This window comes from Picosynechococcus sp. PCC 73109, from assembly GCF_001521855.1.
Taxonomy (GTDB): domain Bacteria; phylum Cyanobacteriota; class Cyanobacteriia; order Cyanobacteriales; family MRBY01; genus MRBY01.
Genome location: NZ_CP013998.1, coordinates 1,607,833 through 1,631,540, shown reverse-complemented (window position 1 = coordinate 1,631,540; position 23,708 = coordinate 1,607,833). Strand labels below are relative to the sequence as shown.

Sequence of the window (23,708 nt, the reverse complement as noted above, 5' to 3'; positions counted from 1 at the left end):
TTAGCCAGGAGAGCCGCTGTCCCCAGCGCGAACGCCAGGAAGCTCCACTGGAGGATGGTAAGGGGGATGGGTTGGATTGGGGTGGTGTCGGTGTCGGCATAGAATCTCAGGAGGGCGGCAACGGCATAGAGAAAGGTGGTGAGGGCACGGGGTAACAGGGCTAAAAAGCTTACCATGATCCCATTTTAACCTTTCTAATTTGGTGAAATACTTACAGGTTGCTTGAAGGAAATGCTGCTCCCAACTGGGGATGTAGGCTGGCTCCGGTACGGCCGGTGATGATCCAGAGAATGCTCGCCCGATATCACGGGAGACACGCCAGAGGGTTTCGTTAGGCTGGTTGGAGGGAATGGGGATGGGGGTGGTGATAATGCCGCGACTGCCGAAAACAAAGAAGCCGATCGCCTGGGCACGACGCATATGAAAATCAGAGGTGATTAGGTAAACGTGCTGGATGCGGCGATCGCCAAACTCTTTGACAAGGGAGGTGAAATTGGTGACGGTATCGATGGCGCGATAATCGAGATGAATGCGATCGCGATTGATGTTTGCGGCTTGAAAGATATCCTTGGCGATTTGACGAGATTGACCGCTAGAAACCCAAATATCGAGAGTTGGGTGTTGCTGGGCAAAGCTTACGGCAAATTCTTCCCGACCTAAACCACCTCCAAGAGCTAGGATGGCTTGAGGTGTAGGAGCTTGAATCTGTGCGAAAATTAAGCGGACGGGAATAAATCCAATGAGAAAAATAAGGCTCGTGATAGTAAAGATTACCCACGGTTTGCGGTAGTTTTTTGCGCAACGCAGCATCGAATTTCGGCTGATAAAGATGGTCAGCGTGCTTTTCTAGTTTAGTTTTTGTGGGGGTCGAGTCGTCGTAGAAAGGCCAGACAAGTCAGCTTCGATGAGGCGTAGACTAAGGAGGGTTTCGGCAAAGACGCGCTGAAAGGCATAGTACCAGCCGTGCCAACCATCGAAAATGCCGCCTTTAAAAATGAGGCAATAGAAAAAGATGATGATAGGTGCAAGGATTTTTTGTTTGCGGAGGCGATCGCCCCAACCCAATTTTGATAGGGGAGTTTTCTGAAGCTTTTTAACTTCGAGCACCATATAGCGATCCTGCGCCCAGAGCCAGCGACTAAGGGATTTGCGATCATCATGAAGAATAGGGTTTGATAAGGACTCAGACTGCCCTTGAACCACTAAAAGCTGGGTATGTCCATCGTCAATGTAATGCGATCGCCCTTTACGGAAGAGAGCCTGACGAGGAGGAAGAATGGTGCCGCGCAGTGGTTTTCCAAAAACGCAATATTTAAAGGAAATAAAATAACCATCGATCTCTGGAGAGGGAGACAAGATTTTGAGTTCATCAATGAGGGCATCAGTGAGGGCATAATCAGCATCGAGGGAAAGTCCCCATTCGGATTGAATCTGTTCAAGGCCAAAGTTCCATTGCTTGGCGTGGGTATCGAATTTTCGCTGGAATATTTCTACTTGGGGATAGCGCTTAAGAATCTCAAGGGTAGCATCTGTGCTGAAGCTATCAATGACCACAATGCGGCTTGCCCACTGGAGTTGTTGCAGGGTACGCTTGATATTTGGGGCTTCGTTATAGGTCAGGATCAGTGGTGTGATTGACTCAAGCATGGAGATGGGACAAGGGTTGATTCTGGATGATGGCGTCATATATTTCGACTAAATTCGCGGCGATTTTGTCCCAGGTGTAGTTTTCAACAATAAACTGTCGCGCGCGATCGCCTTTTTCTTTGGTGACTTCAGGTTGAAGCAAACAGGTGCGGATTGCAGTGGTGATCGCCGCTTCATTCATCTCTGGAACTATTCCTAGATCCTGCTGTTTAACAATTTCCGAAAGAGCCACTCCAGGCGTGACAACACAGGGAAGTCCTGCGGCGAGAGCTTCTAGGACAGCGATACCAAAGTTTTCAGAGTAAGACGTGAGAGTAAACAGATCAGCACCTTGCAAAAGGAGATCTTTTTTTTCTCCTTCGATGAAGCCCAACATCCGGGTGCGATCGCCTATTCCTGATTGTTGAAGGCAAGTATAAATTTCATTTTCATAATTGGGATCACCACTGCCTGCGATCACAAAGGTAAAGCGTTGATCCACCAGTTGCGCTAGAGCTTGGATGAGTATCTCTAAACCTTTCTTGGGGTGAATCCGAGACAAAAATAAAATAATCGGTTCATCTTCAGGTAAATGCAGCCATTGACGGAGTTGAAGGTGGACATTAGCGATCTTAGGGGGAATAGTTAGACCATGGGGAATGATTATTCCTGGCGCTGCTAACTCTAATTCCTGGGCTTCGACATATTCAGCCTCGGCCGTAAAGTGAATTGCCTTAGCGTGATTCAGATTTGCCCGTTCGATCAAACCCAAATAAAATTGCTTTTTGCGCTGGCTCTGTTGCAGTGACCATTGGCAGAGTTGCCCTAGAGGACGAACAATGTAAGGCACGTTTTTGAAACGGGCGATCGCCATGGCGACGGTGGAAGGGAAGGAAAAAATGGCATGAACATGGACAAGATCATAATTTTGAATATTGCGCCATAACCAGGACATTAGACCTGCTGAAAAGGCAAATTCTCGCACGGCATGGAGCCGGGGCGAAAACCGAGCAAAAAATCTTACGGGAACACCCTGATATTCCTGCAATCTTCCTAATGGTACATCTAGCAAATTCTCGCCGTTGTCGTTGGTGGTGGCAATGTCAACTTCGCACCCTGCATTTTGAAGACTGTTGACCATCTCAATGACAGCTTTGCTTGGCCCACCCCTCACAGCGGCGATTGAGGGGATAATGTGTAAAACCTTCATAATGTCGGGGTCAGAAAACCTGTCAGATTGAGGATAATTTTGGACTTTTGACGGCAGTGCGATTTACTCTCCATATTCCTGGAGAAAACTGAGGAAATCCGTTAGGGCTGCTTCGGTGTCTGGGTTAGGGGTGAGCTGATGCCGTGTTTGGAGAATAAAGCCTCGATTTTGGATTCGAGCACGGCGAGCTGCTCGTTGTCTTTCCTGATCTGCTCGGTTTCTTTCTTGATTTGCTCGGTTTCTTTCTTGATCTGCTCGGTCTCTTTCTTGATCCGCTCGAGCTCGTTCTTGATCGGCTTTTTCTCTTTCCTCAGTCGCTCGGTTTCGTTCCTCGTCTGCAAGATTGTCGCGTCGAGTTTCGCGTTCTGTTGCCTCAATCTCTCGGTTTCGGCTTCGATTTCCAGCGTGCCACTCAAGGCCGAGATTAGCCAGGAGAGCCGCTGTCCCCAACGCGAACGCCAGGAAACTCCACTGGAGGATGGTGAGGGGGATGAGCTGGATTGGGGTGGTGTCGGTGTCGGCATAGAACCTCAGGAGGGCGGCAACGGCATAGAGAAAGGTGGTGAGGGTACGGGGCAACAGGGCCAGAAAGCTTACCATAGTTTTATTGTAACCTGTGCCAATCTAGCCATTTTTTTGGAACGACTCAGCAAAATTCTCATGTTGGTTGTGAAAATTGAGTCGCTAAAAGTTGAGCTAAATTGTGCTTGAATTGCGCAAAGCCGTAAATTTCTATTACTTTTTGCCGGAGAGTCTCTGCTTGGTAAAGAATTGGGAAAGGATAAGTCTTTTTTAGGATTTGGGTAATTGCTGTGCTAATTTCCGTGAGATCATCAGGGTCTACTAATACCCCCAACTCGCCGTTACACAACGCGTCGATCGCCCCATCTTGGTTGCCGCCAAGGGTAGGTTTTCCGCAGGCCAGAGCTTCTAGGTAAACAATGCCAAACCCTTCGCCTTTGCTAGGCATAGCAAACACATCACAGAGATTGTAATGATCGGCTAATTCTTCATCGGGGATAAATCCTGCAAGGGTAACGTAGTTTTCTAGGTTCAACTCTTGAATGAACTTTTCAATGCGGGGGCGATCGCCTCCTTTACCGCCAATCAGATAATGCACGTTCGGAACGGAAGCAATGATCTCTGGCAGGGCGCGAATAATTTGGTCGTAACCTTTATAACGCTCTTCCCCGGCTAATCGGGCGATGGTTAAAATAACAGGTTGATCAGACTGTAAATGATATTTTTCAAGTAGATACTGGGGTTTGGGGGCAATTTGAAGCCGGGAAGCGTCGAAGGTGTTGGGCAAGACAACAATTTTCTCTGGATTGAGTGCTTGTTCCTGGAGGAGGCGATCGCGAGTGTACTGGCTAACGGAGACGATTTTATCAGCACTTTTTAAACCAGTAATTTTTCTGGAATCTTTAAGGTTCCACACATCAACACCATGGACAATCACCCAATAGGGAATATTGAATAAATTCGTGATCTTAGCGGCAAGGGGAGAAAAATTAACATGGCCGCAAACAATCATATCTGGCCTGTTGAAAAGAGCTCCGAGTAAAATCTGAATGGAAAAGAAAACGGTATGTAAGGGGGTAGACTTCCATTGTCCCGAGAAGTGGAACTGAGTCTGAGAATCAAATCCCAAATTATTTATTTTAGGACGATCATTTTTAAGAAAAATATGGCGATTACTATTTGGGGAAATTTGCTCTAGGGCTTGGAGAAAAAAAGTAGAATAAATTTGAATACCACCCTTGAAGTCAAAGATACCGGGTAGCCAGACATGTATTGTGGAGAACTTAGTCATTAAATTGTTTAGAGAATTTAGCGAGAAAAATAATAAGTATTCAATACCAACCCATCCATTTGTGTTCTCAAAAAACACTTGATCGCTTCGTCTGGGGTTCTGACAATGGGTTCATTTTCATTAAGAGAAGTATTGAGTAATAGGGGAATCTGGGTGCGCTTGTAAAAGGTATTAATCAGTTCCCAATAAAGGGGGCTACTCGTCCGGCTGACGGTTTGTAAGCGCCCGGAACCATCAACATGGGTAACCGCTGGAATCAAGGCTTGTTTATCCGGGCGAATCGGTAAGACCCGTTCCATAAAGGGAGACGCTTCGTTAATTTCAAAGAACTCTGCCACTTTTTCCTCCAAAATACTGGGGGCAAAGGGGCGAAACTTTTCCCGGAATTTAATCTTGAGGTTAATGATATCTCGCATATCCACCCGTCGGGGATCGGCTAACAGAGAACGATTGCCCAAGGCCCGCGCCCCAAATTCCATCCGCCCTTGGAACCAGCCAATCACTTTTCCTTCACAGAGATCGTTAACCACTTGCTCTAACAATTCGGATTGTTCTAAATGCTGGGGTTGTAGTTGATGACGCTCAAAGGTGGCTTGGCACTCCTCATCGGCAAATTCACTGCCCCAGTAAGCGTTATCCAAGATGAAATTGCGGGGTTGTTTCAATATTTGATTCCACACATAAAAAGCGGCCCCAATGCAAGTGCCATTGTCGGCGGCTCCGACAGGAACATAAACATTATTAAACGGGGTATTTTGACGGATTTTGCCGTTGGCAACGGAATTCATGGCGACCCCACCGGCAAGACAGAGGTTATCACTAGGAAACTTTGCGTGCAGTTGGCGCAGCAGATGAAAAATAATTTCTTCAGTAACGGCTTGGAGGGAAGTAGCGATATTTTGATGCCGTTCTGTTAATGCTTCCTTGGCCTGACGGGCTGGCCCCAATAATGTTTCTAATTCTGCACTGTGGAACGGTTCGACACTGGGGGCTCCGGCTTCCCAAGTCATACTGATGCCTTTGATGTGATGGGTGAAGTAGTCTAGATTCAATTCAAAGCCATCGGCAGTGGGGTAAATAATTTTTCGGAAAGCTTCAAGGTACTCTGGCTCGCCGTAGGGGGCCAAGCCCATCACTTTATACTCGTCGCCATAGGCAGGAAAACCGAGATAGAGGGTAATGGCGTTGTACAGATAGCCCAAGGAATGGGGATAGTAAATGCGATTGAAGGACTCTATTTGGGTATCCCGACCTGCCGCCATCACTGTGCTCGTAAAATCTCCCATCCCATCGATAGAAAGTAGGGCCGCTTGACCAAAGGGAGAAACGTTAAAGGCATGAGCTAGGTGAGTGGAGTGGTGCTCTAAGTTATGTAAACGGGCTTTAATCTGGTCAACATCACTGTCACAGGCTCGGGCTAATTCCTGCCGAATATCGCCAGATTTCTGTTGTTTTTTGAAGCGCTCTAATAATAGTTCTACTGGTGGACGATTTTTAAGGGAAAAAAGCAGTTTACGGGAAAAATTGGCCTTGGAGTTATAGGAAATGGCAATGTGATCTACGTCCTGGAGCTGAATTCCTCCCGTTTCGAGGCAATATTGGACGGAAGCCACCGGCAGCCCAGCCCAGTGTTTGATCCGATTGAAGCGTTCTTCTTCGACAGCGGCAATAAGTTTGCCATTTTGAACGAGGCAGGCGGAGGAATCACCATGGTAAGCATTGATGCCGAGAATGTTAGTCATAAAAGGTAAACAAATAAAATGACAATGATAAATGTCTTGAACTTGCCAGTTTGATAATGAATCAATACTGAGGTGTTTTCATGGAAACTATCGAGCGGCGTTAAACATACTTCGCTATCTAGAGGTGGATAGCATTGGCTACTGATTTGGACTTATTCACGGCTGATATTATCGAGTCGTAGACGGTTCCAGCAATGCCATTACTTTCGCCGAAAGTTGCTCTTGATAGCGCGTCCAAGTCAATTGTTCAGCTTTGCGGCGGGCAGATCGTCCCATTTCTGCTAGTTCTTCAGGATGCTCATAACACCACTCGATTTTTTCTTGCAATGCCTCCGGATCGCGAATCGGCACAATAAATCCCTCGACACCATCGGTGATGATATCCGGCCCAGCGGTATTAGGTGTAGTAATCACAGGGATACCGCAGGCCATTGCTTCAGTTAAAACTAGACCAAAACCTTCAACGAGAGATGGAAGCACCAGCACGTCAGCAGCACTATAGTATTGATTGAGGGCGACATGGGAGACAGAACCAACTTGACGACAGAGATCTTGATAGGGAGCAAACCAGTCTGGAGGCATCATATTGGAACCAACAGTCATGAGCTCGGCATGGGGGAGTTTTAGATCTTTCCACGCCTGGAGAAGATAATGGGAGCCTTTGGCCGGCGAAAGACGTCCCGCATAAATCACACGAAAAGTATTGTCTGGTTTAGGTTGTGGCTGAAAATAATCGACAGGTGCACCATAGGGAATGACCGTAATTTTTTCAGGAGCGACACCAATATCAAGGAGCGATCGCTCAGTCATTGATGAGGCAACAAAGATATGGTCGGCTAATTCCACTTCTCTTTGTTTACGCTCTAGTTTTCCTCTTGGTTCTCGAATAGCGGGTATCGCTGATTTTAGTTCAGGAAAACGTTCTGTTTCTTCCGCTTGGATATGTTGGCTGGTTTTGTAATAAGGGGTTGGCAGATCATAAAAACACCAAATTCCTTTTTGTTTAGCCTGCTCAAAGGTGGTAGCGGCTTCATCTTCATAAGCATAAACTGCACCAATGCCTTGAAGATGATGATGGCCTACATGGCGATCAAGATCGGCATAAACCCAATCAATCAAGTTGCGGTGATCAAGTTTGAGGATGTTGGATAAGTTGGATCGATTGAGAGCGAGTCTTAGTAATTCTTGTTTGGGATGGACGCGGATTCTGCCACTTTTGGGAGTTATCCAAGTGCGGCGTTTGAGTTCAGTTGTAAGCCAATCGCTGATTCCAAAGGGTAATTGGTCAATCAGTTTGGCAAATTGGCTATCTGGATTATAGGCAATAGTCGTAATGAGTTCATAAAGCAAGCCTGCTTTGGAAAGGGCGATCGCCACATTGAGAGAATTAGAGTTGGCAGTTGCCTGGATCAAAGAGATTCGGGTTTTTGACATGGTGCTAAGCAGTAACCCAGTAAAACATCATTGCTTGAATTCTGGCGATTGAATTCCTGCTGGAGGTAATAAGTTGATAGCAGCATTTTGATAGGCAAGAATCATACCGACACAGATCCAGGGCAGAAAGCTCATAATTGGGGAGGTTGTGATCTGACCTAATGTAAAAGGGAGTACGACGTACCCAGCCAATGGTAATACCATCGGCAATCCCACGCGGGTAAGCTGAATTGCAATTTTTAGTAACCAAAAGCCAGTGAACCAACGAAGAAGGAGGAACATACTCCCTAAGATGACGCCTAATTCATTGATATTGCGTTGCGTATCTGATTCACCATAAATGAATTGAGGCAAACCCAGAAATCTCGTCACTCCGGGAGCGCCGGCACCAATTCCATGACCCAATATTGGTGACGTTTGTAGAGCATCCAAAAAAGTAAAGCTACTATAGTAGACTCGATTCCAGAGAGAGCCTTCTGACCTTGATGCACTCTCTATCCTGACACCCATTGCCGCAAACATATCCGGAAAAATATTAACAACTAACCAACCTGCAAAAATAACAAAAGCCACAATCACGATAACTTTAATCAACGTTCTTGCCTTCAAGTCAGCTTTAAGCAAGCCTAAAGTTGTAATCCCTAAGGTGCTGACCACCGCAAAAAAAATATATCGACTGCCCGTCAATACAGCCATTGTTGCCACTGCTGTGGCCATAGTAAATAAGGCAATAGGATTAGGACGATCTCGAAGTCTACATAGATAGATCGCAACTAACATTACAACCATGAATATCGTAAATTCCGTATTCGGAGTTGTATAAGTAAATAAGCCAAAAGGACGTATGATTCCTTGAGCTACGCCTACAGTGGCCGATTCGTCACCGCCAACGCCCCGATTAATGAAGGCAGCAGCCCCGGCACTATATTGAGTCGCCACCAGAAACGCATAGGGAACAGCAATCCAAAGGTTCAACTTCAGAAATCGGAGAACATCCGGTGGTCGAAAGGTGACCGCAATAACAAAAGCCAAGGGCAGATAGAGCCAGTAGGTGCGCACGCCTAACATCCAGCCTTCCAGGGAGTAGCCACTCAGTAGATATTGGAGCAGTCCAAAAGCACTTGTGAATACGGCAAATTTTAGCCAAAGTGAAGCTATCCCTTTGCGTAGGATCAAACCGTTTAGCAGGCAATAGGCATAGAGCGCAATGACGAAGGGATCGCGCAGCAGCGTTAACGGGCCAGCCAGTCCAGGTAAAAACCATTTACGCAGTGGTCCCTCAAGCAATGACAAAAAATAGATAAAAAAAACGGCTTTCACGACAAACTGTCGTCGCCTTTCGCGGTTGTCATTATGTGCAAGTATGCTTTCATCTAGCTGATTCAGCATATTTTGATTTCTGCAATTAATGTTAATGTTTTCATTCTGACCTGAGCTGACGTCACTGAGGGTTTACTTTTAGAAGCAAAGGAGCATTATACAATAGCATTTGCTTGAGTTGTTAAATCAACGAAGATAACAACAGGAGATACTTTATAAATAAATTTATTGTTCTCAAATATCTTTTTGATAGACTTTTATCTCTTTTCCCAGCCATGCTTCATAACAAGCAATTAATTCGACAGGATTATAACTTAATTCTTTTTCTCTTGATTTATTTGTTAATTTGGCTGGATTTCCTACTGCAATTCTGTAATCAGGTATATTTTTAGTTACAACTGCTCCAGCACCAATAACAGCACCTTTGCCAATATTAACTCCAGGTAGAATGATTGCATTTGTAGCAATCCAAGCGAAATCATTAATGACAATTGGTTTAGCTAATGTAGCCCACTTCGGATCATTAACGATGTGACTTGCCGTTAGAATCTGAACTCCGTCATTAATAGCAACATGAGAACCAATAGAAATATGCGCGTTTGTAGTGATATATGCTTTACCAATAAAACTATAATTTCCAACAGAAATTTGTTTAGGAGAGCCTTGTATTTTACACTTATTACTAATAATGCTTAGTATTCCTATCTTTGCTCCTCTTCTTTCTAAAGAAAATCTATGACTTAATAGTCTTAGCAGACTAAAAACATGGTAACCTCGCTTCAGCCATTGCTTAAGCCAAATTCTCGAAAACAAAGTATGTCTTACTCTATTTTTCCAAAGATATACAACATTCATCTTTGTCTTTTGCCTCTCATTGATCTAGGAGCTTTATAAATTAAATTTTCAACAAAGAGTATGTTTTGAGAACAATCTAATCCTTATATGATCTATATTTTGGTTGAAGAACTATCAGCTATCTTTATCTTTAGATAAAGAGTAATTCTTGATAGACTTTTACATGATTAGCTAAATTATGAGATTGATACCAAGCATGGGATTTGTCAGCGATCGCCTGCAATACTAACCCATCTTTTGCCCCTGCTGAGTACTGATCGGGAAGGAGATAGTGTTGACCCGGATAAAGACCATCTTCAATATGACTCGTCATCTGGGCGCTAACAGGCAACATCCGGTGAGCACAGTAGGCCGCAAAAATTCCAGATTTCCCCAAGAACGGAGGGGAATAATTAAAAAATCCGGCGATCGCCTTCGACAAAAGGCCAGAGACCTCGTCGCTGGGTAAGCTGCCTGTGGCGGTGATGGGGACATCACCAATGTGGGTTGGGATAGCATCCAGCTTGGGGCCAATATCGATAATTTGTTCAATGTCGAGATAGCTACAAATCTGCTTGAGTTGATCTAGGGATGATTGATAAACCCCAGCTCGCTTACTCCGCCCACCGAAAATCACTAAATGGCGATCGCGTTTAGATAGGTCAGGGGGATTCTCTGGCTCACCCACATTAGAAAATACTGGCAGACTGGGAATTTCGTTAAAGCGCCCCTTGCCGTAACCTTGGAGAATTTCGGCGTAGAGTTGCTTGCTCGTCAAAAGGCGATCGCTTACATTCACTAAACGTTTGGCTAAGTTGCGTTGCAAGCCGGAGAGCCAAAAAGCACTTGTCCACATTGGGCCGGAGGCGGCGATTTCATGGAACATAGTCACCAAATGGACCTGTTGGTTTTGTTGCTTCCAGATTTCTAACGCCTGGATTAACCAGGTCGGGCAACCGCGCTTGGCATAGCCATAGCCGACATAGTGCAACAAGACTGGATTGCTTGGAGTTAGGCGATCGAGTAGTGCTTGTGTGGAACGGGTTGCGAGTTTAGTCGTTTTAAATTCCTCTATTTGTTCAATATCGGGCCAGGCTGGATCGCCAACGATGAAATGGGTATCGATGTCATAATCATGGCGAAGTTGACGGGCGAGACTCAGTGCATAATCGCCGACCCCATCAACTGCCGGGGGAAGACGCGGCACAATATGGTGAATTTTTTTTCTTTGAATACGAAATGCCATTTTTTTAATTAACTAACCAAGCATGCCACTCATTGTTAGCTATTTTTTTTATTTTATAGCCATGCTCAGATAGTATTTGATAAGCAATTCCAGAATCAATTTTCAATTTTGACATTCGAGATAAGTTTTCTTCAAAGAAGATATGCTTTATTCTTTTTTGTTTTAGTAGCTGTATACTGCCCTCGATAACCCAAGTATCTGCACCTTCCGTATCTATTTTGAGGGCATCGATTATAGTATCTTGGTTTTCAAAACAATCGTCCAGGGAAATAACAGGAACTTCAACTGTATTATGTGATTTCTCTATGGACAAGCCTCCCCAACCACTTTGGTTACTAGGTCCTACATCAAACTGAAGTTTTCCTTTCTCTTTACCCACAGCCACCTCATGGGTTTGCACCTGAGATTCAAGTTTATTTAACTTCAAATTAGACAATAACATTTGGCTATTACGAGGTGATGCTTCATAGGCAATAACTTGATTATCACCTCTCAACGAAGCCCATAAACAAGTGTAATATCCATAATTAGAACCAACATCAACCAGCAACCCTCCAGACTTGGCCAACTTGGAAATCAGACGAGATAAAGGTAATTCATAAAATCCTGTAAAGGCTATCATTCGGTGACCAATATCAGTCTCCATTAAGTCAAGATAAACATTAGGGGCAAACTCTAATCGAGCTTCATTAAAAAGATTTGGAAAATTTTTTATACTTTGAGCATAAAACTTCCAAAATATTTTTTCTCTTAACCAAAGAGGCTTGAGATTCATCAATAATGGTTTTCTAGAAAAGTAGTTCATAAAGAGCTTGATTTTTATTTATTGATCTGGAAATACAGCAATTCAAGAAGGGACATCTATATTATTAGATCATATTTTCCCCAGAATTGATGTGAGAAAATATGTAATCATGTAATCCAAAAAAATAGACTGAAATTGCCTAGATGATCTTTTAACATATTAAATTTTGCTTTGAGACGTGTGATAACTAGGATTGTTTGCCATCCAAGTATACGATATGTTGTTTCAAATTTAGAATTTCCATCTGGCTTAAATTTACCATTTTTAGACAATTTCAAACTTTTCTCATAACAAGTATTGGCCATTGTTAATTCTCCGAAATTCAAATAGTTTTTTGCGGTAAAAAAGTATTTTTTAGCAAGAGAATAACAATATTTTTCAGTTAGTAAATAGTTTTCTTCTAACAGGGCAGTGATTTTATCTAGAGAAAGTTCTACAAATTTAGGATGTTTTATACCCTGCCCAGTGGAAAGAGTAGTAGAAGAATGTATGCGATAAAAATAATGACAACCTGATTGATAGGCAAATTTTGCTCCAGAAAAGGCTAGTCGAAATGAAAAGTCGTAATCCTCAGCAATTTTCAAAGATTCGTCAAATCCAGATACCCTCTCGACAACTATTTTTCTGTAAAGGCAAGAACAATGAGGAATCATATTTTTAAGAGTGTAATAAATATAATCTTCTACTGGTTCACCTATTTTTACATCAGAAAGCTCATATTCATCATCTGACTTTTGATATTGATAGCACCAATCGCCATAAACGATGTCAGCATTTGATGTCAATAAAAAATCTAATTGTTTTTGTATTTTGCCTGGAGAAATATAGTCATCTGCATCTATGAATTGAATAAAATCACCACTACTTATTTTTATTCCTTTATTTCTAGCAGCACTAACTCCTAAATTTTCACTAGTAATCCATTTAATTTTACTCTCATATTTTTTGATGGCTGAAAGACTATTATCAGTCGAACCATCATCAACCACAATGATTTCGATGGGAGAATAAGTTTGTCTTAAAGCACTTTCGATCGCTTCCCCAATCCATTTTTCAGCATTGTAGCAGGGAATAATTATTGACACCAATGATTTCATTCTGTTTATCCTTTATTAATTCAATAATACTAATAAAATTACGATTAAGTAAGTTGACTAAAATTCATTTTTTTAAAACCGAAGTATGCTACATAAAATATTTTTGCACAAACAGGGATATTACTGAGAATATTAAAGAGAAAAATGCCATTAAGACTTGACACATCAATAAATAATAACAACACTATTTTTGTAATAATTTCAATCGGTACTGCGATCCAACCTGATAAAATCCAACCTTTAGAAACATTCATTAACCATGCCACACCAAGAATATACTGCACAACAAAACTTATTACTAACAATAAAACTTCTTCTTTTAAATGACTATAATTTTCTCCTAGAATCCAAAGAGATTGACTGGGAAAGAAAAACGCTAAGATGATTAACAAAAAAGAGAATAGACAATATAATCCTAAAACTTGCATATAGCGTTTAAAGAGAATCTTGGCTACCTGACAGCGAGAAAAACTAGGTAAAATAATTTCATTAAGAACAGAACTAATAAGGCCAAAAATAACACCAAGCCTCGTTAAAGCACCTAGTTCAGCAATGTTTTCTGTATTACCAAAAATACTAATTAGCCAGATTCCTAATTGTCCTTCTACGGCATAGAGAACTGAATTAGGAATTTGTTTGCCAATAAACTTAATAATTTCCCCTCTATCTTCTTGATTAACGGGGGCTTTTCTGTCAATGGAATCTTTTACCCATGCATTTAATATTATCGACTGTGTAATAGATGCAATAGTGGAAGCAAAAATCCCTATTCCAGCATTTAAAAATTTAAACAAAGCAGTTAGGATAACTAGGCGACAACCTCCTCCTATTAAAGCTAGTTTTTGAATACGAGTAATTTGAGTTTTTAACCGTAAAACCGAACTTAGCACCCCCATTTGAAGATAACAGTATAATTCGATTAGTACACCGATAATTAAAATAACTGTATAACTAACAGAAGCCCCAGCATGGTGAAGCATTAAAAATAAAATTGGTGTGACAACTATTACCGCTATAACTGCTAAATGCTGACGCAAATACATTGCTGTATTGATCAACTGCCCAAAACGATAATGGTCTTGCCAAACCTTGCCTCCAATGGCATCAAGAGCAATCCCAATGCCACTGTCTGCCAGAATATTCATTGTCGCTTGTAGAGAATTAGCGATGGCAAAATAAGCGTATTCTTCTTTGCTAAGAGTACGAATAATAAGTATTCCAGATCCAAAACTCAAAGCCTGCACAAACAGTTGCACAGACAAAAATTTACTCAGGGTTTTCATCCAATATTGAGTATTGGAAGCAGACAAAAAGCTAGCTAATTTTGAATACATTAAAGCAAAGATATTTTAATTTCACCACACACGTCAATATAGACTAATTTAGTGAGCTATTTTATTCTTCTAAAGTGGCTACTCTAGTGAATCTAAGGTATTTAAGATCGCCTTCTATCACACCGGCATCAGTAAGGTAGTGAAAAGTGATTTCAGATTGAGAGCCAGACTTCTGGGCGAGTCGTGATCACTCAAGATGAAGCCAACCAAACAGCTCACTAGCAGAAAGTTCTAACAGAGATAAGGATTCGAGAACGGGCAAAACATCCGCCTCTGACTTCATTTCTGGAAACTGCTGGGGTTTAAAAACCAACACTGACTCATCCTCTGGATCGACCAACCAAGCCAATTGAGTCCCGGCTTCGAGACAAACCATGATCTTCTTGATGACCTTATTAGCCGACTGCTCTGGAGATAAAATTTCAATCAACCAATCTGGATAGGTATCAATGCGATTGGCAATGCGACCCGATGCGGTCTTGGGAAGCCGCTTCCAAATAAAAACACTAATATCCGGCACAAAGGAGCGGCCATTGATATTACATCTCAGTTCTGTGAGGGCCAAGGCAATTTTGCTGGATGTGCCAACTTCATTAATGCGACTCGATAAAAAAGTCTGGATAATACTATGTTCACCTTGGGGCATGGGTTTTTGCTCAACCTTGCCGTCAATGTATTCACGAGAGGGTTTGGTCTCCGGCAGAGCTAAAAATTCTTCTAGGGTTAATGGCGATTTAACTAGGGAAACAGCACTCATCGTTTTTAGACCCTCGTCCTAAGCCTTGCTCACAAACAATCCACACCTGGGTTGCCCCCAATGCCTCTAACATCGCTACTGAAAATCAGGCGAGGTCGAGATAATTTTATTGTAGTGGGTATCCTGTGGGGCGATCGCTTACCATCACACCAGCAGCAGGGCATTGGAGGATAATTTCATTTTCAGGGAGAAATTTTTGGGCGATTGCTGAGTGAAAAACTAAGGCCAATAATTAACATCTCGAACTTGTTCAGTCTAGGCTAATGCTTAGCCCAGGCAAAACGTCTTCTCCAGATAAGGTCACCGGTAAATTGACGATTTGTATGGTTTGATTTGGGCGATAGATTTCCACCTGTTTTTGTTGTGGATTAATCAACCAACCTAGCCTTAAACCAGAGCCTAGGTATTCCTGCATTTTATTCTGTAAGGGTTTTAAGCGATCACTTTTTGACCTCAGCTCAATGACAAAATCCGGGCAAATTGGCGGAAATCCTTTTCGTTCTGCGTGGGTTAGTTTTTCCCAGTTGCATCGGGAGACCCAAGCCACATTGGGGGAGCGATCGCCGCCCTGGGGCAAGCTAAATATTGTTGAAGAACTAAAAACAATTCCGAGTTGACTCTGATCATTCCAGAGAGAAACTTTGAAAATAAGATTCGCTTCTTGGGCACCGCTTTCCCCCCCAACTGGAGACATAATAATGAGCTTTCCTTGGGGGTCTCTTTCTAAGTTTAGGTCAGGATTGTTTTGGCAGAGCTGATAAAATTGCCCTCGATTTAATGAAACAATTGGCTGAAGGTCTAAAACGGTAGCCATAATGATGCAAATTAGAAGAGTAAGCTAATTTTAACAACTTGTTTTCATTGAGGCGATCGCCCTCTAGAGGATCACTCACCAAGGGAAATAACGCGACTTAACACATCTTCGATATCGTAGGGGCAATCTTTAGGAAAATCTAAATCCGTTTCCCGGATCGCGTCAGCACGGGCAAGCCGATACATTTTTGCTAGGGATACCTCATCATTAAGATAGCGCCGCAGACTCGGACTGTCCTCAAGATATAGTTCAATATTACTTCTTTCTCGATCAATCGTATTTCGCCAACTGCGAGACCGTTTTTGGGGCTGATGATCCCACTTTAATAGGTGGTGTAAAATCAGCCGGATACTGCTAAGGAGGCGATCGCGTTCTCGCTTGGACAAATCCCGCACCTCTTCTACCAAGTTTTCAATATCAAGGGCCGTAAAATCCCCAGCGGCAAGAAGATCGGCCATCGTTTCTGCCCATTGACTAAAGTCTTTTTCGTACAGTTGTTCCATGGGAGTGTAAGTTTTTTTTGTTTTAATCTAAGTCTAGCCGGATGTTGAGGATGACAAGCAAGGCGATTGCCCTTAGGAGAACAGGTCGCCATATTCCGCCAAGAGGGCCAAAGCTTCTCTTAATGCCCGTCGGTTTCGGTCGGTTGGGTCGAGCTGGAATTGTATTTCGGCAATACGGCATCGAGTTTCGATTCTAGTTCGGCGAGCCTCGCGTTCTCTTCTCTCAGCATTTTCAGTCTCTGCTCGTGTGCGATCCTCGCTTCTTTGTTGCTCTGCCTCAACTCTTCGTTGCTTTTCTTCAGCCAAGCGGTTTGTTTCTCGATTTCGACGGTTCCACTCAACGCCGAAATTAGCCAATGTAGCCAGGAGGGCCGCCACAGTGAATCCGTGGATTCGGCAAGCTCACCACAAGTTGCTCCACTGTCTGGGGTTGGCAATGAGTCCGAGGAATTCAAAGTCGGTTTGGTCATAGAACCTCAAAAAGGCGATCGCGATCAATAACACCGTTAAGACGGTTGAGGGCAATAATGCCAGGAAATTTAACCACATCTAAGGCTAGGGGAAGATAATTTTATTTTAATAGTTCATTTGGCGATCGCCTTTCATCAAACCATCAGAAGAATTAGTGAAGAATGATTTCACTTTAAGGGGTAGAGCCCTGGGCGATCGCCACTATCAAAAGCTCCCCTTTAAGTCTTGGTCTATTACCGTTTGACGGAATTTTGCAACACCTCTAAATATTGCGCCGCAATTCGCTGCGGTGTGAAGTTCTCTTCTAAATATCGACGTCCTGCTTGGCCCATGCCCTCTGCCAAGGGGCGATCGCCCGCCAACTGCCGAATAAAATCCGCTAGCCCTTGGCCATCCCCATTGGCGATCGCCCGGCCACAATTTGTTTTCTGCACTAGATCTTTTAAATAGCTCTTGGGCGGACAGACCACGGCGATCGGCCGACCTGCTGCCAAGGCTGAGTAGAGCTTACTCGGTGCTAACAGGCGTTCCATCCCCGGACTCAAACTCACTAACGACAAATCACAGGCCGTCAAAGAGTAGGGCAGCACTTCTTTATCCTGGTAGGGCAGCAGCAGCAGGTTTGATAACCCCAACTGTTCACGCTTTTCCATTAACACCTGCCGCTTGGCACCATTACCAATACAGACAAACTTAATCGGTTCATCCTTGAGTAAAATGGCCGCTTCGAGGAAGGTTTCAACATCGTGGCAACGGCCCAGATTACCGGAATAGAGCACCGTAAATGGCTGAATCAGTCCGTACCGCAGGGCAAACCAATTTTCCTGCTTGGGGATCGGCACGATTAAGTCCGGATTTGCCCAACTGTGGATCACGCTGACCTTTGATTCGATCCCCGGACAGAGTTGGGTAATGTGTTGTTTTTTCGCCGGGCTTAACACCACAATGCCCTTTGCCCGTCGCCACACTCTGAGGTTCATATTTTGCCAAAATCGCGCTAACCAGTGCTGTTCTGGGATCACGCCAAGCTTAACGGCAATATCAGGATAGAGATCATAGAGCAGACAAACATAGGGCACTCGGAAAATCAGGTTCGCAAAGTAACCCACGATGGGTAAAAAGGGAGGGGCCGTCGTAATCAAAAGCAGTTCTGTTTTGCGCCCACATCCGACGAGATGGAGCACTGTCCGCAATAGGAACAAAATGCCATTGATCGCTTTGCCGCGAATCCGCTGGGGCCAGAGCTGGGCTGTCCGCGATCGCCGGACTTTCAGACTATTTACTTGTTCAAGGCGTGGAGCATCTGTCGCTTGAAAGGCGTATCCGGGTTGCCCCGTAAAGATATCAACATCTAAGCCTTGCTGGCTCAGGTGCCGCGTCAATTCCTCGATGAGCTGACCTGTCGGGGCAAAATCAGGGGGGAAAAACTGGGTGAGCACCATTAAGCGGAGTTGTGGTTCATTCCTAGCCCCAGAAGACTGATCAATAGTTGGCTGGGAACGGCTAGAAACCAAGCGCTTGAGGTAATGAACAAACAACATAGATAAACTTTTTTAAAGGGGAGATAAAGCTAAAGATTTGGATCGGCGAAGCAATGAACCCATGCACTTTTGCTTCATCTTCACCATTAGGCGATCGCTGAACCATTAACCAAAAAGGCGATCGCCCTATACGCAAAGCTTTATAGGCAACGTTTTTAGTGATCCCCTTGTAGCTGAGAGATCGTTGCGCGGTAGTGCAGCAAGCTTGGGTTGTGAAAAAAATAGACAGACGAATCCTGGGACTGTTCTACCCTGGATGCCGAATTGATGGCATTGCTAGTAGTAGAAGCAGGGTAGAGAAACTGAGATCAAATAGACCATCGAAGCTCACTCTACGGTGGGAAGCTTTCATCGCTCCCTCATGCTTTCTTCATCATTTCTTCACACTGTATCCTATCTACGCCAATTGGTCGAGGTCAATTTACGAAGCGGAAATCTTTGATTGTGGTAGAACCCTGACATTGCGATTGACGGCGCGTAAACTCGCTGACAGAAGGATTGCCTTGAACAGAAATTACGCCAGTTGCCTGTTGCCATAGTTCAGGAGAGGCCAACGATAACTGATATTCGCGATCGCATTTGCGGACATGGTACCATTTCGTTTCTTGACAACACTTACACCAAAAGGCTTCTAGCCACTCCCCATCTAAGGGCACAGTCGTTTTTGTTGCAACGAGTAAAAGTGCCTTGCGCCGACTGAGCCCCCGGCTTTGGAGATGATCCGGTTGGTCGGCGTAAATTCGGTGTTTCTGACTCACACTATCTAAGTAGCACTGGTGAATGGGGCAAAAGATAGCACGGCGCTTGGAACGCTTACGGTGGCGATCGCGGCGCTTGGTCGATGATTGTTTGCCTGAACTTCTATTGTCTGGGGAGACAGGATGAGAATTCCGGTTGATTGGTTTCATGACGCAGAATGAATGTAGACCCAATTGCCGAGACAACTTGATTGGTAAACAAAACGCTAACAGGATAGTGATTGCTTGCCACTTAACACATACTACTCATCGACACTATTCCTAAGTGTCTAATTTAGAGATTGGTATCAGTCTCAACCATTAACATTAGCCTGGCTCATCTAATCGTTATACTGACAATTTTAGAATAAGCACCTATAATGTCTGGCGTCTGGATTGAATTTGCTTCCTTTTTGTCATCGGTTGCTCACTTTTAAACCTGTGCCCTATGGTAGTGACACTTTACAGTAACTTTACAATAGAATTTAGATAAATTTTCTCCCGTTTGAATCGATCAGCATTAGCCTGCCCCTAATTTGGGGTCGTCTGTAGATAGCTGTGTTGTTAGTAGATTCTGAATCCTTGGGTCAGAATATAAATTCCAGGAGCCTTGCTCAATGCAATTTTTTATCCTGTTTTGTACGTCAGTCTTCATCCTAATTCCTGGTAGTTTCAGCGCTGCCGCTGCTGCCGACAGGTCTGATTTTTCAGAGGATGGGGCGATGCAAGCGCAAACTCCACAACGGGTCCACCTATCGTCGAGTGCTTTGCCGGCAATGGGCGTTGATCGAAACTACATTCTCGGTGTGGGCGATCAGTTAGAAGTTGAAGTCTTTAATGTGCCTGAATATAGCGGTAGTCAACGGGTGCTGGCCGATGGCTCCCTTAATCTCCCGGCCATTGGTAAAGTGCCGGTTGCGGGTTTAACCATCGAAGCAGCAGAAACGGCGATCGCCACCCGCTACCAGTCAGAATTACGCTATCCCAGAATTACCCTTGTCCTACAGCAACCCCGTTCTTTCCAAGTGACCCTCTCCGGAGAAGTCAATAGTCCCGGTGCCTATACCCTAGACGGAGGCCAGTTTCCCACCCTTGTGCAAGCCATTCAAGCTTCGGGAGGGCTCACCTATGCCGCCAATTTACGACAAGTGCAAATTCGTCGCCTCAACCCATCTGGCGCAAGGCAGACCGTCGCCGTTGACCTCTGGGAACTGTTACAAAACGGCGATGCAAGCCAAAACATCGCCCTGCGAGATGGGGATGCGGTTTTTGTACCCGCAGTGGAAACGGTGAACTTAACCGAGTCGGCTCAACTAGCAGCCTCAAATCTAATTGGCACCCCTGAAACCTTAGACATTGGTGTTGTTGGCGAAGTATTTCGTCCAGGTATCTATCGATTAACGGGCGGCGCCTCCCAAACCAACCCCACCGTTTCCCAAGCTATCCGGGAAGCGGGTGGGATCAAGCCCTCCGCTGATATTCGTCAAATTCAGGTGCGACGTCTGACCCGCAGTGGAACATCCCAAACCATTGACATTGATTTTTGGGAACTGTTTCAATCGGGGGATTTGACCCAAGACTTAGCCCTCCAACAAGGGGATACCATTTCTATCGCCACCGCTGCGGCCCCATCCGATGCCGAGGCGGCCCAAATTGTGGCCACTAACTTGTCCCCCGATCAAATTCTCGTTAATGTGGTCGGTGAAATCGAGAGTCCTGGTGCTGTTCGCGTTCCTGCAAATACGACATTAAACCAAGCCGTGCTGGCCGCTGGAGGACTGACAGATCGCGCCCGCAACGATGTGGAATTAATCCGTCTCAATCCCAATGGCACCATTGTCCAGCAGCAGTTTGAAATTGATTTTTCTCAAAACGTCAATGCCGAATCCAACCCAATTCTTTGGAATAACGATGTCATCATCGTGGATCGTAATGCAACGGCTAGCTTTACAGATGGACTCTCACGCATTTTAAGTCCACTGCGCAATCTTTTGCCTTTCGGTTTCTTATTTTAAAGATGAATTTTTAAGAATTAAATTTATAAGCGCGAAACTACCATGGATAAACACGATACCAATAACGCTGTTCTCGAATATCAAAATAACGGCCATAAAAAAAACGGTGCAGTCGCCCCAATACCGTATCCTGTCTCTCCTCTATTGCAGCCAGTAGACTACGGCGATGACTTCGATTTCCGCCAGTTTTTATCCGTGATGCGGCGTCGAGCTTGGTTAATTCTGGGGGTGATAACCGTTGGCATGGGGGGAGTTACCTTCAACACATTTTCCCAAGAAAAAATCTATTTATCGAAGTTTCGTTTGTTAGTTGAACCCGTCAATTCCGACAATAGTGTTTCTGACCTAGCCCGGAGCCTGCCCGGAAACTTTGGTAGCGGATCCGGTGAATTAGACTACGCTACTCAAATTCAGGTTTTACGCAGTCCCGAATTACTGCAAAAAGTGATTCAACCACTGCAGCAACAATATCCTAACCTTAACTACAATACTCTACTCAGTAATCTCAGTATTACCCGACCGGGAGAGACAAAAATTCTCGAAGTCAGCTATCAAAATCCAGACCCTGATCAAATTGAAGCGGTGTTAGAACAGCTTAGCTCGGTGTACCTGGAGTACAGCTTGGCCGATCGCCAAACCAACGTTAGACAAGGTCTGCAGTTCATCGATGAACAATTACCCGACCTCCAACAGGAAGTGGATACTCTGCAGGCAGAGCTTCAACAGTTTCGTCAAAACTACAATTTCACCGAGCCAGAAATTCATTTCAATCAGCTTGCCCAGAAAGCAGCAACCTTAGAGCAGCAGCGCTTCCAGTTGCAACAAGAGATGGCCCAGGCCCAAACCCGCCTCCAATCCCTCCAAGGGGACAGTGGAGCCTTAGCAGCCCTCGAAAATTCAGAAACCTATCAGCAGGTTCTTGGTCAACTGCGGTCGGTCGAGGCGAACATTGCCAAAGAATCGACACGTTTCCAAGAGGGGAGCTTAAATATTCAAGTGTTGAGGGAAGAACGCCAGAATTTACTGCCCATTCTGCAACAGGAGGCTGCACGGGTGGGAGCAACCCAAGTGACAGATGCCGCCAATCAACTCCGCATCTTGCAAGCTCGGATTCCATCCCTCAATCAAGCCCAAGCCGAAGTCGATCAATCTTTTCAGAATCTTGCTGTCCTGAACCGGCTATATACCGATCTGCAGCGGCGACTCGGGATTTCAACGGAAGCACTAACGGAGCTCTTGGCAAGACGCCAAGCTCTACAAGTACAAGCGGCACAAACGGAGATTCCGTGGGAAGTCATTGAAGATGCCACCCGTCCAAACTTGCCGATCTCCCCTAATATTCAACGGAGCTTGATGCTCGGCTTCATTGCTAGTTCGGTCTTGGGCGTCGGCGCTGCCTTACTGCTCGACAAACTTACGGACGTTTACTACTCTTCAGATGATCTTAAAAATCGCACAAAGCTACCATTGTTAGCCAATATTCCCTACGAAGAACAGCATGGGATAGCCGAGACAACAAAATCATCGTTGCCACCGATGCTGCGTTTCCAACGTTGGTTAGCCTCTTTCATCCCAACTTCAACGACCCGGACATGGCGAAAAATGACCGGTGGAGATCAGCCCTATGGCTATTATGGTGCGTCTGCCTTTTCTGAATCCCTACGGGTGCTACACACCAATCTAAAATTACTGAGTGCCGATCGCCCTTTACGTTCGGTGATTATTGCTTCGGCTTTGCCAGGGGATGGCAAATCAACAATTGCCCTGAACTTGGCACCAACGGCGGCGATTCTCGGTCAGAAAGTATTGCTCGTTGATTCTGATATGCGGCGTCCCCAGGTTGCTCAACGTCTCAATTTAAATCAAAAGCAGGGTCTCAGCACTGTAATTACAAACAATAGCAACGAGACTGAAATCGATAACTATTTACAGAAACCAATGCCCTTGGTAGATTTTTCGGTGCTGCCAGCGGGGGATCTGCCTCCTGATCCAGCAAAATTACTCGCCTCTCAAAAGATGCAGCATTTGGTTAAGGACTTTGAGCGTACCTTCGACCTCGTTGTCTACGATACGCCGCCAGTGCTTGGACTTGCGGATGCCAGTCTGTTGGCCTCACATACTGATGGTGTGATTTTAGTGGTCACTTTGAATAAAACTACGCGTTCAGCCGTTTCCCAGGCGATCGCCACCTTTAAGCAAGCCAATATTCCAATCTTAGGACTCGTTGCTAACAGCCAAACCAAAGGGACGTCCGGTAATTCCTACTCCTACTACGGCTACAAGTCCAAAAACAATTAATTATTAAATGGTTAGTAGGCGATCGCCCACTGATCTTTTAGTTCCTGTATTAACCCTCTCGCACCAGGAGGGGAAATTTGTATTTCCAGCTTTTTTCTGGGGAACAGTTTG

Annotated in this window: 21 protein-coding genes; 2 read left to right on the top strand and 19 right to left on the bottom strand. The window is 44.5% G+C overall.

Annotation, left to right across the window (positions count from 1 at the left end; genetic code table 11):
- The 19 genes from AWQ23_RS07790 to AWQ23_RS07700 all read right to left on the bottom strand — a co-directional run bounded on the left by AWQ23_RS07790 (position 1) and on the right by AWQ23_RS07700 (position 19,455).
- Positions 1-810: a YdcF family protein gene (locus tag AWQ23_RS07790; protein ID WP_232308867.1), complete on the bottom strand. Its 810-nt coding sequence runs from the start codon at positions 808-810 to the stop codon at positions 1-3.
- A 36-nt stretch (positions 811-846) separates the two neighbouring features.
- Positions 847-1,647, bottom strand: a complete 801-nt coding sequence (locus AWQ23_RS07785) for a glycosyltransferase family 2 protein (protein ID WP_062434119.1) — start codon at positions 1,645-1,647, stop codon at positions 847-849.
- On the bottom strand, positions 1,640-2,836 hold the full coding sequence (locus tag AWQ23_RS07780) for a glycosyltransferase (protein ID WP_062434115.1): 1,197 nt from the start codon (positions 2,834-2,836) through the stop codon (positions 1,640-1,642). Before AWQ23_RS07780 ends, AWQ23_RS07785 begins: the two co-directional genes overlap by 8 nt.
- Positions 2,837-2,899: 63 nt before the next feature.
- Positions 2,900-3,436: a DUF874 family protein gene (locus AWQ23_RS07775; protein WP_062434111.1), complete on the bottom strand. Its 537-nt coding sequence runs from the start codon at positions 3,434-3,436 to the stop codon at positions 2,900-2,902.
- Between the two features lie 58 nt (positions 3,437-3,494).
- A complete protein-coding gene (locus tag AWQ23_RS07770; RefSeq protein WP_062434108.1) occupies positions 3,495-4,649 on the bottom strand; it encodes a glycosyltransferase in 1,155 nt (384 codons plus the stop codon).
- Between the two features lie 17 nt (positions 4,650-4,666).
- The gene (locus tag AWQ23_RS07765; protein ID WP_062434105.1) at positions 4,667-6,391 is read right to left on the bottom strand and encodes a carbamoyltransferase C-terminal domain-containing protein; all 1,725 of its coding nucleotides are present in this window, start codon (positions 6,389-6,391) and stop codon (positions 4,667-4,669) included.
- Between the two features lie 168 nt (positions 6,392-6,559).
- Complete coding sequence (locus AWQ23_RS07760; protein WP_232308866.1) at positions 6,560-7,804, bottom strand: glycosyltransferase family 4 protein; 1,245 nt, start codon at positions 7,802-7,804, stop codon at positions 6,560-6,562.
- A 48-nt stretch (positions 7,805-7,852) separates the two neighbouring features.
- Positions 7,853-9,214 carry a hypothetical protein gene (locus AWQ23_RS07755; protein ID WP_062434102.1) on the bottom strand — a complete coding sequence of 454 codons (1,362 nt, stop codon included), beginning with the start codon at positions 9,212-9,214 and terminating at the stop codon, positions 7,853-7,855.
- Positions 9,215-9,379: 165 nt separating this feature from the next.
- The gene (locus AWQ23_RS07750) at positions 9,380-10,000 is read right to left on the bottom strand and encodes an acyltransferase (protein WP_062434100.1); all 621 of its coding nucleotides are present in this window, start codon (positions 9,998-10,000) and stop codon (positions 9,380-9,382) included.
- 130 nt (positions 10,001-10,130) lie between these two features.
- Positions 10,131-11,225 (bottom strand): hypothetical protein, encoded by a 1,095-nt coding sequence (locus tag AWQ23_RS07745; protein ID WP_062434098.1) that lies wholly within the window; start codon positions 11,223-11,225, stop codon positions 10,131-10,133.
- A 4-nt stretch (positions 11,226-11,229) separates the two neighbouring features.
- On the bottom strand, positions 11,230-12,000 hold the full coding sequence (locus AWQ23_RS07740) for an FkbM family methyltransferase (RefSeq protein ID WP_062434096.1): 771 nt from the start codon (positions 11,998-12,000) through the stop codon (positions 11,230-11,232).
- 137 nt (positions 12,001-12,137) lie between these two features.
- A complete protein-coding gene (locus AWQ23_RS07735; RefSeq protein WP_062434094.1) occupies positions 12,138-13,127 on the bottom strand; it encodes a glycosyltransferase in 990 nt (329 codons plus the stop codon).
- Between the two features lie 44 nt (positions 13,128-13,171).
- A complete protein-coding gene (locus AWQ23_RS07730; protein WP_157072201.1) occupies positions 13,172-14,461 on the bottom strand; it encodes a lipopolysaccharide biosynthesis protein in 1,290 nt (429 codons plus the stop codon).
- A 187-nt stretch (positions 14,462-14,648) separates the two neighbouring features.
- Positions 14,649-15,218, bottom strand: a complete 570-nt coding sequence (locus AWQ23_RS07725) for a Uma2 family endonuclease (RefSeq protein ID WP_062434092.1) — start codon at positions 15,216-15,218, stop codon at positions 14,649-14,651.
- 250 nt (positions 15,219-15,468) lie between these two features.
- Positions 15,469-16,032 (bottom strand): Uma2 family endonuclease, encoded by a 564-nt coding sequence (locus tag AWQ23_RS07720; protein ID WP_062434090.1) that lies wholly within the window; start codon positions 16,030-16,032, stop codon positions 15,469-15,471.
- A gap of 71 nt (positions 16,033-16,103) precedes the next feature.
- On the bottom strand, positions 16,104-16,535 hold the full coding sequence (locus AWQ23_RS07715) for a DUF29 domain-containing protein (RefSeq protein WP_062434087.1): 432 nt from the start codon (positions 16,533-16,535) through the stop codon (positions 16,104-16,106).
- Positions 16,536-16,654: 119 nt separating this feature from the next.
- Positions 16,655-17,005 (bottom strand): hypothetical protein, encoded by a 351-nt coding sequence (locus AWQ23_RS07710; protein ID WP_062434085.1) that lies wholly within the window; start codon positions 17,003-17,005, stop codon positions 16,655-16,657.
- 234 nt (positions 17,006-17,239) lie between these two features.
- Positions 17,240-18,547, bottom strand: a complete 1,308-nt coding sequence (locus AWQ23_RS07705; protein WP_062434083.1) for a glycosyltransferase family 4 protein — start codon at positions 18,545-18,547, stop codon at positions 17,240-17,242.
- A 416-nt stretch (positions 18,548-18,963) separates the two neighbouring features.
- A complete protein-coding gene (locus AWQ23_RS07700) occupies positions 18,964-19,455 on the bottom strand; it encodes a hypothetical protein (RefSeq protein WP_062434080.1) in 492 nt (163 codons plus the stop codon).
- Between the two features lie 446 nt (positions 19,456-19,901).
- On the opposite strand from AWQ23_RS07700, the gene AWQ23_RS07695 reads away from it, so the two are divergent.
- Together AWQ23_RS07695 and AWQ23_RS07690 are read left to right on the top strand one after the other, a co-directional pair.
- Positions 19,902-21,299: an SLBB domain-containing protein gene (locus AWQ23_RS07695; RefSeq protein ID WP_232308865.1), complete on the top strand. Its 1,398-nt coding sequence runs from the start codon at positions 19,902-19,904 to the stop codon at positions 21,297-21,299.
- 42 nt (positions 21,300-21,341) lie between these two features.
- On the top strand, positions 21,342-23,597 hold the full coding sequence (locus tag AWQ23_RS07690) for a polysaccharide biosynthesis tyrosine autokinase (protein WP_062434077.1): 2,256 nt from the start codon (positions 21,342-21,344) through the stop codon (positions 23,595-23,597).
- The last annotated feature ends 111 nt before the right edge of the window (positions 23,598-23,708 follow it).